The organism is Endozoicomonas atrinae, assembly GCF_001647025.1.
Lineage (GTDB): Bacteria > Pseudomonadota > Gammaproteobacteria > Pseudomonadales > Endozoicomonadaceae > Endozoicomonas > Endozoicomonas atrinae.
On the sequence record NZ_LUKQ02000021.1, the window covers coordinates 26,112 to 41,008 of the forward strand.

Annotated in this window: 13 protein-coding genes, 4 tRNA genes and 1 pseudogene; 7 read left to right on the forward strand and 11 right to left on the reverse strand. The window is 45.5% G+C overall.

All coding sequences use genetic code 11. The features are described 5' to 3' along the window. The first annotated feature begins 54 nt into the window (after positions 1–54). The 5 genes and pseudogenes from AK963_RS04895 to AK963_RS04915 all read left to right on the forward strand — a co-directional run bounded on the left by AK963_RS04895 (position 55) and on the right by AK963_RS04915 (position 4,275). Positions 55–1,134 carry a DNA-binding protein gene (locus tag AK963_RS04895; protein WP_066014349.1) on the forward strand — a complete coding sequence of 360 codons (1,080 nt, stop codon included), beginning with the start codon at positions 55–57 and terminating at the stop codon, positions 1,132–1,134. Continuing rightward, positions 1,131–2,240 carry a tyrosine-type recombinase/integrase gene (locus AK963_RS04900; RefSeq protein WP_066014350.1) on the forward strand — a complete coding sequence of 370 codons (1,110 nt, stop codon included), beginning with the start codon at positions 1,131–1,133 and terminating at the stop codon, positions 2,238–2,240. Before AK963_RS04895 ends, AK963_RS04900 begins: the two co-directional genes overlap by 4 nt. Positions 2,241–2,407: 167 nt before the next feature. Next, a pseudogene (locus AK963_RS36830) lies at positions 2,408–2,542 on the forward strand (LIM domain-containing protein); the annotation flags it as partial. A 213-nt stretch (positions 2,543–2,755) separates the two neighbouring features. Then, complete coding sequence (locus AK963_RS35075) at positions 2,756–3,370, forward strand: protein DA1 (RefSeq protein ID WP_066014352.1); 615 nt, start codon at positions 2,756–2,758, stop codon at positions 3,368–3,370. Between the two features lie 92 nt (positions 3,371–3,462). After that, the gene (locus tag AK963_RS04915) at positions 3,463–4,275 is read left to right on the forward strand and encodes a hypothetical protein (protein ID WP_139117252.1); all 813 of its coding nucleotides are present in this window, start codon (positions 3,463–3,465) and stop codon (positions 4,273–4,275) included. A gap of 76 nt (positions 4,276–4,351) precedes the next feature. On the opposite strand, the gene AK963_RS04920 is transcribed toward AK963_RS04915, so the two are convergent. From AK963_RS04920 to AK963_RS04965, 10 genes are all read right to left on the reverse strand, one after another. Next, a complete protein-coding gene (locus AK963_RS04920; RefSeq protein WP_066014354.1) occupies positions 4,352–4,828 on the reverse strand; it encodes a nuclear transport factor 2 family protein in 477 nt (158 codons plus the stop codon). A 176-nt stretch (positions 4,829–5,004) separates the two neighbouring features. Beyond that, positions 5,005–5,078: transfer RNA gene (locus AK963_RS04925), tRNA-Cys, on the reverse strand. Positions 5,079–5,101: 23 nt separating this feature from the next. Further along, positions 5,102–5,188, reverse strand: a tRNA-Leu gene (locus tag AK963_RS04930). Positions 5,189–5,248: 60 nt separating this feature from the next. Then, a tRNA-Cys gene (locus AK963_RS04935) sits at positions 5,249–5,322 on the reverse strand. Positions 5,323–5,437: 115 nt separating this feature from the next. Beyond that, positions 5,438–5,513 (reverse strand) — tRNA-Gly (locus AK963_RS04940). Between the two features lie 99 nt (positions 5,514–5,612). Next, entirely contained in the window at positions 5,613–6,176 is a 564-nt protein-coding gene (gene pgsA / locus AK963_RS04945; protein ID WP_066014355.1) for a CDP-diacylglycerol--glycerol-3-phosphate 3-phosphatidyltransferase, read from the reverse strand. Between the two features lie 175 nt (positions 6,177–6,351). Continuing rightward, entirely contained in the window at positions 6,352–8,196 is a 1,845-nt protein-coding gene (uvrC, locus tag AK963_RS04950) for an excinuclease ABC subunit UvrC (RefSeq protein WP_066014356.1), read from the reverse strand. 145 nt (positions 8,197–8,341) lie between these two features. Further along, positions 8,342–8,983, reverse strand: a complete 642-nt coding sequence (gene uvrY / locus AK963_RS04955) for a UvrY/SirA/GacA family response regulator transcription factor (RefSeq protein WP_066014357.1) — start codon at positions 8,981–8,983, stop codon at positions 8,342–8,344. Between the two features lie 181 nt (positions 8,984–9,164). Continuing rightward, complete coding sequence (locus tag AK963_RS04960; protein ID WP_066014358.1) at positions 9,165–10,094, reverse strand: electron transfer flavoprotein subunit alpha/FixB family protein; 930 nt, start codon at positions 10,092–10,094, stop codon at positions 9,165–9,167. Continuing rightward, on the reverse strand, positions 10,094–10,843 hold the full coding sequence (locus AK963_RS04965) for an electron transfer flavoprotein subunit beta/FixA family protein (protein ID WP_066014359.1): 750 nt from the start codon (positions 10,841–10,843) through the stop codon (positions 10,094–10,096). The genes AK963_RS04960 and AK963_RS04965 overlap by 1 nt, the downstream gene beginning before the upstream one ends. Positions 10,844–11,279: 436 nt before the next feature. On the opposite strand from AK963_RS04965, the gene AK963_RS04970 reads away from it, so the two are divergent. Next, complete coding sequence (locus AK963_RS04970) at positions 11,280–12,935, forward strand: electron transfer flavoprotein-ubiquinone oxidoreductase (protein ID WP_066014360.1); 1,656 nt, start codon at positions 11,280–11,282, stop codon at positions 12,933–12,935. Positions 12,936–12,955: 20 nt separating this feature from the next. Here the strand turns inward: AK963_RS04970 and AK963_RS04975 are convergent, their stop codons facing one another. Then, positions 12,956–13,534, reverse strand: coding sequence for a DUF1285 domain-containing protein (locus AK963_RS04975; protein ID WP_066014367.1), 579 nt, complete (start codon positions 13,532–13,534; stop codon positions 12,956–12,958). A gap of 197 nt (positions 13,535–13,731) precedes the next feature. Between AK963_RS04975 and AK963_RS04980 the strand changes: the two genes are divergently transcribed. Beyond that, positions 13,732–14,667 carry a YiiX/YebB-like N1pC/P60 family cysteine hydrolase gene (locus AK963_RS04980; RefSeq protein WP_066014361.1) on the forward strand — a complete coding sequence of 312 codons (936 nt, stop codon included), beginning with the start codon at positions 13,732–13,734 and terminating at the stop codon, positions 14,665–14,667. The last annotated feature ends 230 nt before the right edge of the window (positions 14,668–14,897 follow it).

The following is a 14,897-nucleotide window of genomic DNA, read 5'->3' on the forward strand; positions in this document are numbered from 1 at the left end:
TGGTATTAAAATACTGGTATCATTAGTTCTATATTTATTTAGGATAAGCGGCAAATGAAGGGTTCAGAGCAGGATAAAGTGAGAAGACAGCACATTTTCAGCATTCTTGATGACTTGAAAGAGAAAGGAGAGAGAATTAATGCTGACAAGGTCGCCCGTATAGGGAAAATGGGGAAACAGACCGTACTGCCTTATTACAATGAATGGCGTTACTTAGGCGCTCTTGGTGAAGCTGAGGAGCTTGAGTTACCGGATGACCTGGTCAGAGGCCTGAAAAGAGGCATTGCTCAGTGGAAGCATCAACTATCAGAAAAGCAGCGGTCTTTTGAAGAGTCTGCAAACCAGGAGATTGATGAGCTAAAAGAAAGCTTGAATCAGCTTTTAGAAAAGAACAGTCAACTGTCCCGAAGCAATTCTGAGCTTCAGGATCAGGTACAGCAGCTCAGTAAAGAGCTCGATGATACGAAGCTCAATTTGGAGCAGAGTAACCAGAGCCTGAAGGAGATGGAATCACTCTTGAAATCAGAGCAGATACAAACTGAACAGCTACAGTCAGCTGCTGCTGAGCAAAAAGCACATCACCTCCAGGCTATAAGCAGTCTTGAGAGGCAGATGGACCAGAGGAGTCAGGAGCAGCTGAACCACTGGATTAGCGTTGTTGATGACGAGCGAAGGTTAAAGCAGGGGCTGGAAAAGAAGATAAGCAACCAGCTTCAGGAACAGCAGGAATTAAAAAAACATAATCTGGAGTTACAAAGCCGGTTGGACAGCAAATCGAAGGCATATATTCAAGTGTGTGAAGAAAGAAATGACCTGTCTTCAGAGAAAAGAAAAGTAGAAGGTGTTGTCCAGATTGCCAACCAGTTAATGGTACTGCTGGATTGCGATCAGGACAGCCTGTTGGGTTCCGCGCGCAGCCTTCTGGTCGGCTCAAGAGAATCCTATCTGGTGCAAGAGCAATACAAAGCGGCAAAGTCGGACAAGGAAAAGCTGGAAAACCGGCTCCTGGAAGCTGAAGAGCAGCTTGATGAGATCGCCACCCTTCGGCTTGAACTTGAAAGGACTCGCGGTATTGCAGAGGCTTTTGAAAAAGCACTGTCTAAAAGAACCGAGAGCTCTGAGGTGATGCAGTGAGTCAGCCTGTTCCCCCTTCCATTTTTTTAAACGCCTTCCCCACCCTGCCCGCTCATCATCATAACGACAATATGTTGGGTGCAAAAAGTGATGGTGAAGCAATGACGCTTTTTCTGAACAAGTCTGGTGCTCGTTCAGAAGAAACTTTGCGTCGTTATGAGAGGGAAATAACCCGACTGACTGCATTTTTGTACTTAGAATTGGGAGTCAGCTATAAAGATGTTCGCCTTAAACACCTGCAAGCTTATGTAAACTTTATACAAAATTTACCGTCGCGATGGCTTATGCCTGGAGTTCTTCCAGGTCAGCCAGAAAGGATTATGTTCAGGGCGCCCATAAAGCCTGGAAAAAGTACCGATCAGGTTATTGATGTGCTGTCCTCTTTTTTCTCTTTCCTTGAAAAAAATAGTTATACCCAGGGTAATCCGGCGGCATCATTAATTCGGTCTGGTGAAAAGGTAGCCCGAGGTAGCACCATTATCAGATATTTTTATGATAATGAGTGGCAGTTTATTAAAGAGAGTCTGGAAAACCTGCCTGTAGGCACTGAAAGAGAGCGGCGTGAATCGGCTCGAACCCGCCTGATCCTTTCACTGAGCTATGGGCTGGCCCTAAGGGAATCAGAGCTGACGGGGCATACTTGTTCAGACATACATCCAGATAATGATAATGGTTTTTATCTCAGTGTTTTGGGTAAGGGCAGAAAAAGAAGGCAGATCCCATTAAATAAAGTGCTTCAACAGCAAATTATTGAATACAGGGGGATGAATGGATTCTCAGGCCTGTATGGAGACAGCTTTCCGCTGGCTCCAAAAACACGCAAAACCGACGGGCTTATTGCTTCGCTTTCAGCCAGAGGGCTTCGATATTGGTGGCGAACCTTCATAGCTAATTGTCAGAGTATGGCTCCACCGGATATCAGGCACAGGTTACAGGATCTTCCGTTTCATACGCTGCGCCATACAGCGCTGACGCATCTGGCCCGAAAAATGGACATCGAAGACCTTGCTATATTTGCAGGTCATGATTCAATCAATACCACAAGCCAATACTACCATGCAGAAGCAAGTAGACTGAAAAAGATGGCTGCCGATCATCATATCTGATCAAGCAGGAAAAGAAGACCATATCACCATGAAGAATTGTTGTTACGATCAATGAAGGGGGCATTCTTCCGTTAATGGTCTGGGGACTGATTACTCATGCATCAGGGAAGGTCATGAACTATTGCCAGGGCTGTAAAAAACCACTCAGGGGCCAATGCGTTAAGGCAATGGGTGTTCGATGGCATCCGAGTTGTTTCAAGTGCAATGGCTGCAAGAAACCATTTGGTGGAAAGGCTTTTGTTGTATTCAGAAACCGGGCCTTCCATCCTGACTGCCTGAGATGCCCAAGTTGCAGAAAGCCCGTCAAGGGCAATTATGTAGAACTTGATAAGATGCCCTGGCACCCGGTTTGCGCGCAGAAGCAGACCGCCCCACTCTGCTCTGTCTGTCGAAACCCTCTTACTCAAAACTACTTTGTGGACTTCTGGGGCAATGCCTTTTGCAATAATCATGATGGTCATCCGGAATGCTCCAGCTGTAGCCGGCTTGTTTGTGAAAATCTTACTAATGGAGGCATGCAGTATCCGGACGGTGTTGTTATCTGCAACAAATGCAGCCTCAATGGCGTTTCAACTCAGGAACGCGCTGACAGTATTGCCATTGAAATGCGATCGGCCCTGGCATCAGTCGGGCTTAAACTGAACTCCACGCAAACTCCTGTAAAGCTCTGCGGTCGTGATGAACTAAATGATGCCAGCCATCATGACTTTCATGAAAACCACCCTATTCTTGGGGTTACTCGGACCACGACAACTCACCAGAAAGGACGGATATTGGCCAGAAATTTTGACTGCATACTAATCCAGATAAACCTGCCGGAAGAACATTTTCGGACCGTGATGATTCATGAACTCACTCATGCCTGGTTTTTTTACAATTATTATGAAAACCTGCCATTAAAGGTAGAGGAAGGAATGTGTGTGCTGATGGAGTACATTTGGTTGAGAAACCTTGATACCAAAGATGCTGAATTCCGGAGAAAGCAGATAGAGCTCAGTACAGACCCTATTTATGGGGATGGATTTCGGGAGGCCAGAGAGTCATTGAGGCATATGCCGCTTACCTCACTTTTAGAGTTCATCAGGGAGAAAAAAAAGTTTCCTGGTCGCTGGAGCTCTTTCTTTTTCTAAAGCTGGATTTTGGCTTTCTGTTCTACTCATACCAGTTGTGAACTTCGAAATAAATATATTGTCCAACCGGGTTAAGTTAACTGCTAAGACTGGTGGATATGACTTTCTCTATACCCGAAATTTGCACTGCGGCGTTTTTGAAAAAAAGAATTTCCCATTGTGCTTTTCTGTTCGTTTTTACTGCATTATTTTTCTCAATCAACACTTTTGCCTCTGACAGTTACCTTGAAAACTCGCTGAAAACAGATCAAGGCAGTCAGGCAAAACAGCTATCACGAAAAACGTATGACAATAGCCGGATGAGCACTGGTTCTATGGATGGTATCTATGCTCTCGGTCTAGAGATTATCTGGCCATTGACTTATTTCAAGCATGGTGCGACGGTCATCAGATCTCTGGCCTCGGCTCTTTCAACATTTGATGGTTTCTGTGGTGCACTGGAGCTACAAACCCAGGATAACTGGCTGATAAAGGAGGTAATCGTCAAAAATGGCAGCATTGTTAACCAATTTCAATTTTTAAAGGGAGGTGACAATTTCTTTTCGCCTAAAGAGCCTAGAAACGCCAGAGTTATACAGTTAAGACCCACTCAGGCTTATCTGGAGTATTACCGTCTCTATCCTTCTGGCAATCCGATAGATGCTGATGTGATTGTTTATAATTCTGAGGAGCCTGACGAAGAGTCCAGACTACATATTACCAAATCCGTATGCAGTCCTGCACAGCTAGGGCGTGTAAGTGCTGGTATAGTGACTGGTGAGAAAATACCGTTCTATGTAAGACATTCAGAGCTTTACGCCGATGCATGGGCTATAAACCAAATTTCTTCTGAATACTATACGAGTTCTTATATTTTGATTCCGCATAAAAGGTCTAAATTTCCTGATTTAAACGATGACGATTAGCTCCTGTGTATCGAAATGCAATACTGCGCCGGCAAGCTATATTTCTTCCATGCATTGTCGGCGCAAAAAAATAAAATTATTCCTTTATCAAGATCTTTTTATTCACGGGTCTTGATGTAATAAACATATCCGGGTTTCGCTTGGTAACTTGCTCAAACAGACGATCATATTCAGAAAAAGCAATTTTCCATCCATCATTCTCACGAACATACCTGTCTTGATAGATAGCACTCCCTTCAAAGGTTATACCTTCATCCAGGTTCACAAATTTATCATGCAGGTACCAGATCCCTCTGGCCTGGTTTTCATTCACAGAGATTTCGGGATGATGGCCAGTGTGAATGCCAAACTTGGTTTTGGTAAAGCATTCAAGAAAAAAATCAGCCAGCTCATTCCAGCCATTTTTTTTGAATTCATAGCTGGGGCTTCTATAGTGTATTCCGGCATCTTGGGTAAAGACTGTTTTGAGACCGTCAATATCTGCGGTATCCAGGAAGCGAAAATAACGCGATTTCAGCTGTTTTATTTCTTCTATTGCAACCAGGTCAAGCATTATTATTTTCCTTTTTTGACTGGTATCGAAACGATGGACACGAGTAATAGGTATTAGCCTGCTTTTCGTGGCTAACATTTTACCCTACTGAGCCTGGAAATGCCCATAATGCCAGACAAAAGGAAACAAATTCATCGCATAAAGCAATGAGAAAAATAAAAAAATAAGAGGAGAAATGGAGGCGAGTACCGGAGTCGAACCGGTCTAAATGGAGTTGCAGTCCACTGCATAACCGCTTTGCTAACTCGCCCTTCTGAAAAGAAGAAAACTGGATGGTGCCCGAGGCCGGACTCGAACCGGCACGATCTTGCGATCGAGGGATTTTAAGTCCCTTGTGTCTACCAATTTCACCACTCGGGCAGTACTTGAATAGTACAGAGTAAAGTCATAAAAAAACAGGCTCAGCCTGTAAATTTATTCTGGAGGCGAGTACCGGAGTCGAACCGGTCTAAATGGAGTTGCAGTCCACTGCATAACCGCTTTGCTAACTCGCCAGAATCTTGAGCAGAAACCAGGTTCTTTCTTATTAAGAGAAAAGCAACCTAAACATTTGAAACATCAATGCTTCATACTCACGTTTGTGTAATAAACGTACACAAACTTAGTAATTGGAGCGGGAAACGAGGTTCGAACTCGCGACCTCAACCTTGGCAAGGTTGCGCTCTACCAACTGAGCTATTCCCGCAATCTCGTGCTAGACGACTTGGGCTAACTGCCTGTCAGCGCCCGAGCACGAAGCGTATTGTAGGTTTTTTTGCTTTGATGTCAACCGCTTTCCGTCACATCAGTCAGGCTTGTTGAACGGAGAAAGGTCTGGCCAGGCTGCCTTCAGATAAATATACATAGACCATAGTGTCAGAATGGCGGAAAGGTACAGTAGAAGAATACCAAGAAAACCAATCCAGGAATCAACGGGCACTGGTGATAATAACAGTAAGGTAATTGCTGCCATTTGAGCCATGGTTTTCGCTTTGCCAATCATGCTAACTGCAACACTGGTTCGCTTGCCTAGTTCAGCCATCCACTCTCTCAGGGCAGAGATTACGATCTCTCGACCAATAATAATTAGAGCAGGCACCGTCACCCAGAATGAGCGAAACTCATCAATCAGCAGGCATAGCGCCGTTGCAACCATAATTTTATCAGCAACTGGATCAAAAAATGCACCGAACGGGGTTGTCTGGTTGAGTCGGCGTGCGAGATACCCATCAAACCAGTCCGTTGCTGCAGCGAAGGCAAATATTCCAGCACAGGCAAGATAGCTCCATTCAAATGGGAGATAAAAAATAACGACGAGAAATGGAACCAGAACAATTCGTGTTAGTGTTAGAAAATTCGGGACGTTCATAACTACTTACTTAAGCCCTTGTGCTGCAAGGCTATGAAGCATTCAGCTAGCAGCCTTGGGACGTTTTTGGGACGGTCTAAAATATCGCCTTGCTCTTTCAGGATGTTCATATGGAGCCAGAAATCAAAGCAGGGAATTCTCTGGGGCATACGGTACACAGTACTGCCCCCGGGTGCTAGTCATTATGCAAATATTCATGTATCTGCTGTGCCAGCCTCAAACTGATGCCTTCAACTTTCTTTAATTCTTCGACAGTTGCATTACTCACTCCATCTCTACCGCCAAAGAACTTTAGTAGTGCAGATCGTCTTTTGCTGCCAATACCTGGAATATCTTCCAGTACGGAACGCTTTCTTGCCTTTTGTCTACGCTGTCGATGACCAGTGATCGCAAAGCGGTGAGCTTCATCTCTGATCTGCTGTATCAACAGTAATGCCGCCTCAGCACCTTCAGGGTTGAGCTCCTGATTTTGGTAAATCAGCGTTTCAAGCCCTGGCTTTCGTGTCACCCCCTTAGCTACTCCGAGCAGGGGGATCTTCAGGTGAAGTTTTGTCATCACCTCTGAAGCCTTTCCTAACTGCCCCTTGCCCCCATCAATGATGATAAGATCCGGCCTTGCCCCCTCCCCTGCACTTGCCTGAGAAAGTTTCTGATAACGCTTTTCAAGAGCAAGTGCCATGGCGGCATAATCATCGCCTGGCTCTATACCTGTGATATTGTAACGGCGGTATTCACTGAAAACAGGGCCATCTGGACCAAATACCACACAGGATGCGACGGTTGCCTCCCCCATGGTATGACTGATGTCGAAACACTCCATGCGCTGAATAGGGTTCTCAATGCCCAGCAAGTCTTTAAGTTGTGTATATCGCTGGTTTAAATGGCTCTTACTCGCCAGGTGACTTTCAAGATTTTGTACCGCATTTTTATTGGCCAGGCTCAACCAATCATGTCGTTCGGACCGAACTTTGCTCTTGATTTTGATTCGCTTGCCAGATACCGCCTTGATCGCTTCTTCAATAGTATCTGCACCGGCCAACTCAAATGGAACCACGATCTCCTCGGGAAGGTCGCGACTGCCAAACAGCCTTACATAGAACTGGGCCATAAAATCTTCCAGATAATCAGATCGTTCAGCTTCCAGCTTAAAATCAGGGAAATAATACTTATGGCCAAGCACCCTGCCAGAACGAACAAAAAGGACGTCAAAACAGGTATTACCACTAATTTGAGCAAACCCAATCACATCAATATCACCTGCCGATTTGGTAACCGTCTGTTGCTCCTGAACAGCTCTGAGGTGATTGATTTTATCCCGAGTTGCAGCCGCCTCTTCAAAATCCAGTGACTCTGCAGCGACTTCCATGCGCTTTATCAGTGAGCGGATTAACTGCTGATTTTTCCCATCAAGGAATTGCCGGGTATCCTCAAGATCCTGCTGATATTCTTCTTTTGAGACCAGGCCTACACAGGGCGCCTTGCAACGGTTGATTTGATATTGCAAACAGGGTCTGGTTCTATTTTTGAAATAGGTGTCAGTACACTGACGTATTTTAAAAATCTTCTGAAGTAAATGAAGGCTTTCTCGAACCGCTCCGCCACTGGGGTAAGGTCCATAATACTGGCCTTTCTTCCGCTTGCGTCCGCGACATGAGTCCATCCTGGGAAAATCGTCATCGCCAGAGATATAGATATAGGGATATGACTTGTCGTCCCTCAGTAATATGTTATATGGCGGCTTTCTGTCTTTGATAAGGTTTTGCTCAAGCAGCAGCGCCTCAGTTTCAGTATGGGTGATTGTAAGCTGAATATCAGCAATCTTACTCACCAAAGCCATGGTTTTGGTGGTAAGACCTGTTGCTCTGAAGTAACTTGAGAGACGATTTTTAAGATTTTTAGCTTTACCTATATAGAGTGTTTTGCCGCTCTGATCACGCATATCATAGACGCCCGGGCGGCTCGAAACCTTCTCCAGAAACGATTTGTGATCAAACTTTTTGCTTTCTTCACTACCTGTCATGAACCACCAGACAACGGTTATCAAGTCATCGGTTAATTATATCTTCACAGAGCTATAGAAACGAATAAGCCTTTAGATATTAAGCGCTGGTAGTAGAGGAAGGAACGCAACCAGAAGAGGCTCATCAGAGCCTAGAAGAAAACATTCACTGTATGGTATCTACCAGATCATGGCGAATAGCCAAATGTGTCAGCTCTACATCACTGGCAATATTCAGCTTTTCAAACATCCGGTAGCGATAGCTGTTCACAGTCTTGGGGCTGAGACAGAGCTTATCCGATATTGTCTGTACTTTCTCACAATTAACAATCATAAGGGCAATCTGCATTTCGCGATGTGAGAGCTGGCTGAATGGTGATGCACTGTCTGGCTCAATAGCTTTCAAAGCCATTTGCTGAGCAATTTCAGGGGAAATGAATTTCTTTCCTGTAAATACCGTTCGGATGGCCGTAACCATTTCTGTAATATTTGAACTTTTGGTGACGTAACCGGAAGCTCCGGCTTCAAGCAGCTTGGTTGGAAATGGGTCATCCATGCAAACGGTTACTGCAATAACTTTCGCATGAGGGTTAATCTGGCAGATTTTCCGGGTTGCTTCTAATCCGCCAATTCCGGGCATTCTTACATCCATTAAAGTAACATCCGGAGTGAATTCCCGATAAAGGCTGATAGCCTCTTCTCCGCTGACGGCCTGGGCAACGATTTCAATGCCGTCAACATCGGCCAACATGCGAGAGATTCCAGTTCTCACCAAATCATGATCATCCGCAACCAGAACTCTTATCACAATCTACTCCGGTACGTTTCTTATAGTTTTACTGTGAATGATTATGCACAGAGTTGATGTGTCTTGAAACCCCCAGAGAGAAAAAAGACAGAAGACTGATAGAAAACTCTATTTTTAATTAATAAAAAAATACCACTCTCAAAGAAAGTGGTATTTATTTAAAAGGCAGTTGCCTTATTAATTAGAGTTTGCCTTCAAGCTCTGGAATTGCTTCAAACAGATCTGCCACCAAACCATAGTCTGCAACCTGGAATATTGGCGCTTCTTCATCTTTATTGATAGCAACAATGACTTTACTGTCCTTCATTCCAGCCAGATGCTGAATAGCTCCTGAGATACCAACAGCAACATACAGGTTGGGGGCAACAATCTTACCGGTCTGACCGACCTGCATGTCGTTGGGTACATAGCCGGCATCCACAGCTGCACGGGATGCACCGACCGCAGCGCCAAGCTTATCGGCTACTTTGTAAAGTAACTCAAAATTTTCACCATTACCCATTCCACGACCACCGGACACAATGATGTCCGCAGCTGCAAGTTCTGGACGGTCAGACTGGGCCAGCTCTTCACTGACAAAGCTCGATATCCCTGCATCATGACTGCTGGCGACGGTTTCTACACCTGCAGAACCACCTTCAGCAGATACTGGATCGAAACCAGTGCTTCGAACGGTAATAACCTTGATTGATGCGCTGGATTGAACCGTGGCAATAGCATTACCAGCGTAGATCGGACGCGCAAAAGTATCTTCACCTTCTACACGTATGATATCGGATATCTGATCAACATCCAGTATAGCTGCCACTCGCGGCATCATATTTCTGGCATCTGTTGAGGTTGATGCCAATATATGAGAATAATCCTTGCCCAGTTCAGCAACCAGCAGACTCACATTTTCTGCAAGTCGGTTTTCCAGTGCTGAATTCTCAGCCAGCAAGACTTTTGATACACCTGATACTGCAGAAGCCTGCTCTGCCACTCCACTACACCCGGATCCTGCAACCAGCAGGTGAATCTCCCCTCCGATTGCGGTGGCAGCCGCGACCGTATTCAGAGTTCCCGCTCCGAGAGTACTGTTATCATGATCAGCAACGACTAGTATGGCCATTAGATCACCTTCGCCTCATTTTTTAATTTTTCTACCAGCTCATCCACGCTGGCCACCTTGATACCAGCCTGTCGCTCAGCAGGTGGCTCTACTTTGATAGTCGTTAAAGTAGACGACACCGCTACGCCCAGATCTTCTGGTGATTTGACATCCAGAGGCTTACGCTTGGCTTTCATAATGTTGGGCAGTGATGCATAACGCGGCTCATTCAGGCGCAAATCCGTCGTGATCACTGCAGGCAGCTTCAGGCTTAACGTCTGTAAACCACCATCCACTTCACGGGTAACATTTACCTTGTCACCATCAACATTTACTTCTGAGGCATAAGTTGCCTGAGACATGCCTGCAAGTGCAGCAAGCATCTGACCTGTCTGGCCATTGTCACTATCGATGGATTGTTTACCCAGAAGAACAAGGTCAGGCTTTTCTTCATCCACAATGGCCTTGAGCAGTTTGGCAACTGCCAGAGAACCCAGGGGCTGATCAGTCTGAACCTGAATGCCACGGTCTGCACCAAGAGCCAGCGCTGTTCGTATCTGCTCCTGGCACTCTTTGGCGCCAAGGGATACTGCAACGATTTCTGTAGCGACACCTTTCTCTTTGAGTCTTACTGCTTCTTCAACAGCAATTTCACAGAAAGGGTTGATTGCCATTTTGACGTTGGTGAGATCGACGTCAGTGTTATCCGCCTTCACTCGAACCTTGACGTTATAGTCAATGACTCTTTTGACGGCTACTAATATTTTCATGAGTTCGCAGCCTTCCCTTCTCGTTATTGGCTTGATCTTGAATTATCGAACAGATAACGAACAACCGGTTTTTGGGAACCAGACAGATTTTATTATCATTCAGCAACCTGTGTTCACACATCTGCGCAAGCGCAGTCTACCAGCACGTCAATAAGGGTTCAAACGTATGTTCCAACTAGTTCATACAAACGATCTCTTTAAAGACACATGTCTGTTACTATGCACAATCTGAAATACACCTATTTCTGCTGGCTGCAGGAAAGTAGTGGAAACAAGATAGCAGCTGTTTGGCCGCCAGATTTTTTTGCGCATAGGTATTAATAACTAATGACGTGTTGTCCATTCGGGGAAACACTGAGTATAATGCCAAGCAAATTCAAACAGTTGTTTGAATGTCACTCTGAAAAATAACACTCCGACAGGGAGGAAGTTCATCATGGAACGCGAATCCATGGCATTTGATGTCGTTATCGTGGGTGCAGGCCCTTCCGGTTTGTCGGCCGCCTGTCGTCTGATGCAATTGTCTCAGGAGCAGGATAAAGAGCTCAGCGTCTGCGTTGTAGAGAAAGGTTCGGAAGTTGGAGCTCATATCCTCTCAGGTGCAGTTTTTGAACCAACGGCTCTTAATGAGTTGTTTCCCAACTGGAAAGAACTGGGTGCACCGTTAAATACGCCAGTTTCATCCGATGATATTTATGTGCTTCGTTCTGAAGAAAAATCAATAAAAGTACCCAACCTTTTTGTGCCTAAAACCATGCACAACGAAGGTAATTACATTATAAGTCTTGGCAATCTCACCCGTTGGCTGGCTGAGCAGGCAGAGTCTCTCGGGGTAGAAATTTTTCCGGGATTTGCCGCCCAGGAAGTACTCTTTAATGATGATGGTAGTGTAAAGGGGATAGCAACTGGAGACATGGGCGTTTCAGCCTCCGGCGAAGAGAAAGACAGCTTTATGCCAGGTATGGAGCTGCACGCCAAATACACTCTCTTTTCTGAAGGGTGCCGTGGGCATTTGGGTAAAGAGCTCATCAGTCACTTTAGTCTTGATGAGGGGCGTGATCCTCAACATTACGGCATTGGCATTAAAGAGCTGTGGGATATTGAACCAGAGAAGCACCAGCAGGGCCTGGTAGTTCACACAGCTGGCTGGCCATTGGCTGAAAGCGGCTCTACCGGTGGCGGATTCCTCTACCATCTCGAGAATAATCAGGTGGTACTGGGCTTGATTACCGATTTGAGCTATTCAAATCCGCACCTTAGCCCCTTTGAAGAGTTCCAGCGATTCAAAAAGAGTCCAGTTATCAAGCAATACCTGGAAGGTGGAAAACGGGTTTCTTATGGGGCAAGAGCACTGGCTAAAGGTGGTCCGCAGTCATTACCAGAAATGACGTTCCCAGGGGGGGTATTGATTGGTTGTGATGCCGGAACCATGAACGGGGCAAAAATAAAAGGCTCTCATACCGCAATGAAGTCAGGAATGATTGCGGCTGAAGAAGTCTTCAAGGCGGTCAGCGCAGGCTCTGAAGGCGGCAAGCTGGAATCGTTTGATGAGGCATTCAAAGCATCCTGGCTTTATAAAGAACTGCATCAGCAGCGGAATTTTGGTCCTGCCATGCATAAGTTTGGCAATATCTTTGGTGCCGCCTTTGCCTTTGCAGACCTCAATATTTTCAATGGCAAACTGCCATTCACCCTGCACGATACGGTTCCGGATTACGCCCAGCTTAAGCACGCGGCAGAGTCCAGTCCCATCAACTATCCGAAACCGGATGGGGTTATCACTTTTGACCGTTTGAGTTCAGTTTTCCTCTCCAACACTAATCATGAGGAGGATCAGCCGTGCCACTTGAAGCTTGCAGACGCGACCATTCCGTTAAAGCAAAATCTTCCGGTTTATGATGAGCCTGCACAAAGGTACTGCCCTGCTGGGGTTTATGAAATTGTTGTTGACGAGGAAAGCGGTGACAACCGGTTCCAGATAAACAGCCAGAACTGTGTTCACTGCAAGACGTGTGACATCAAAGACCCAGCCCAGAATATTACCTGGGTTGCGCCAGAAGGTGCTGGCGGCCCGAACTACCCTAATATGTAATCATCATGAGTGAGGGTGGATTAACCGCCCTCTATTACTCCCAACGAATATTCTCTTCCCTGACTGCTGATTCTTAGCTCGACACCACCTTCTACATCTACTTCTATAGCTTCTTCAACTAATTGATAAAAGACATTTCGGCTCACTAATGCATTCAATCGATCTCTGACCCTGATATACGGTATAGACTCACCACTTTCTTTGTGTTTCATCATTACCAGAGGGTGCTCACTATCCAGCACTACCTCATCGCCTACATTGGTACTGAACAAATACTCAGGCCCGTTGTCTCCATCGCGAACCTCTGCAGAAACAGCAACAAACGGCACGTCATCGACCTGAATTCTCACTTTTTCTACCGGAGTGACCAGATAGTAATAGCCGTCATCATCATGCCTGAGAACTGAAGCAAATAGTTTTACCATCGACTCCCTGCCAATGGGGGAACCATTGTAGTGCCACCGGCCATCCCGACTGATGCGCATATCAATATCACCACAAAAAGGAGGGTTCCAGCTGTGCACGGGAGGCAACCCTGTCTTTTTTTTCAAAAACTGCAGATTTGAAACAATATTTTCCGGCCTTGATTGATTGCTCACAAAGCACTCTCCCACGCTTGCTGGCTATTCAGCCCATTATTCCGCCTTATGCGGAAATAACAAATTTTTGATGTTTTTCAGGGTACTTGCCATTAAGCAGGTGATCTCATGAAAAAATGTCAATTTTATCTCTATTTATAATTTAAAAAATAACAAATGCTAACATAAAGAAATAAGAATTGGCTCAGGATTGGAGCATGGAACTCTTTAAAATAGTTGCGGGTTGTCTTACAGACTGGCTAAGCCGCAACACTCAGGAAAAGACAAGCCCCTTGTGTGATTTTGAGCGTGTCAGGCATGAGATTAAACCCTGCGATGTTCTGTTGGTTGAAGGAAGGTCCAGAGTCAGTCAGGTTATTAAGCAAACTACTCAAAGTCCCTGGTCCCATGCCATGTTGTACATCGGGCGACTTCACGATATTGAGGATGACAGAATTCGTCAGGTGGTCAGTGAATCCTACGGTGGCTCCCCTGACGAACAGCTGATTATTGAGAGTGAGCTGGGAATCGGCACCGCTATCCAACCCCTGAAAAACTATGAAGGGGAGCATTTGCGCATTTGCCGCCCAAAAGGGCTGAGCTATAGCGATAGTCAGAAAGTAATACATTACGCGACCAGTCGTCTAGGTATGGATTATAACGTCCGACAGATACTCGATCTTGCCAGGTTCTTCTTCCCTTACTCTTTTCTACCCAGAAGGCTTGGCTCTTCATTGTTCCAGCACTCTCCAGGCCAGGAAACAAAAACCGTCTGCTCAACCATGATTGCAGAAGCTTTTAGTTTTATTCACTTTCCCATTCTGCCTCTGGTTAAACATGATGGGGGTTCTGGCGTACAGCTCTTTCAACGAAACCCAAAGCTTTGCACTCCCAGCGACTTTGATTATTCTCCCTACTTTCAGATTATCAAGTATCCATTTCTGGATTACAGTCATCACGCTGATTATCGGTTACTGCCCTGGCATGGCCAGAGGGTTCTGGAGGGGCGGGAAGCGGATTTTTATATGTCTTCCCAGCAAATAGAGCAGCTACAGAAAGAAAGTACAGTAGATCACGAGGTTTTGGGTGATGCAGCCTCTTTCTCCCCAGGTAATAAAAACGGTGGTGAGAATGACACTGTTTCAACCCATTAAGTAAAAGGCGGAAGCTTTCATCTGTTTTGGTTGCTTAATTTCTGTTTATTTGGGGCAAAGTTTTAGTACATAACCAGTGTAAGCCTGGTCTAGATTTTGATTAATACCAATCGCATTTTCTAAATCCTTAAGCTGCCGCCAACTATGCTTAGGCATCATTACCATGCATTATCTAGAACAGATGTCTCGTCGACCACAGCTACCCGAAGGTTTTAATGATGTTGATTTTC

Excerpts from the sequence above, each read along its gene's own strand:
- AK963_RS04895 (WP_066014349.1), top strand. The coding sequence starts at position 55 with ATGAAGGGTTCAGAGCAGGATAAAGTGAGAAGACAGCACATTTTCAGC.
- AK963_RS35075 (WP_066014352.1), top strand. The coding sequence starts at position 2,756 with ATGCAGTATCCGGACGGTGTTGTTATCTGCAACAAATGCAGCCTCAAT.
- AK963_RS04920 (WP_066014354.1), bottom strand. The coding sequence starts at position 4,828 with ATGCTTGACCTGGTTGCAATAGAAGAAATAAAACAGCTGAAATCGCGT.
- pgsA (WP_066014355.1), bottom strand. The coding sequence starts at position 6,176 with ATGAACGTCCCGAATTTTCTAACACTAACACGAATTGTTCTGGTTCCA.
- uvrC (WP_066014356.1), bottom strand. The coding sequence starts at position 8,196 with ATGACAGGTAGTGAAGAAAGCAAAAAGTTTGATCACAAATCGTTTCTG.
- AK963_RS04960 (WP_066014358.1), bottom strand. The coding sequence starts at position 10,094 with ATGGCCATACTAGTCGTTGCTGATCATGATAACAGTACTCTCGGAGCG.
- AK963_RS04965 (WP_066014359.1), bottom strand. The coding sequence starts at position 10,843 with ATGAAAATATTAGTAGCCGTCAAAAGAGTCATTGACTATAACGTCAAG.
- AK963_RS04970 (WP_066014360.1), top strand. The coding sequence starts at position 11,280 with ATGGAACGCGAATCCATGGCATTTGATGTCGTTATCGTGGGTGCAGGC.
- AK963_RS04980 (WP_066014361.1), top strand. The coding sequence starts at position 13,732 with ATGGAACTCTTTAAAATAGTTGCGGGTTGTCTTACAGACTGGCTAAGC.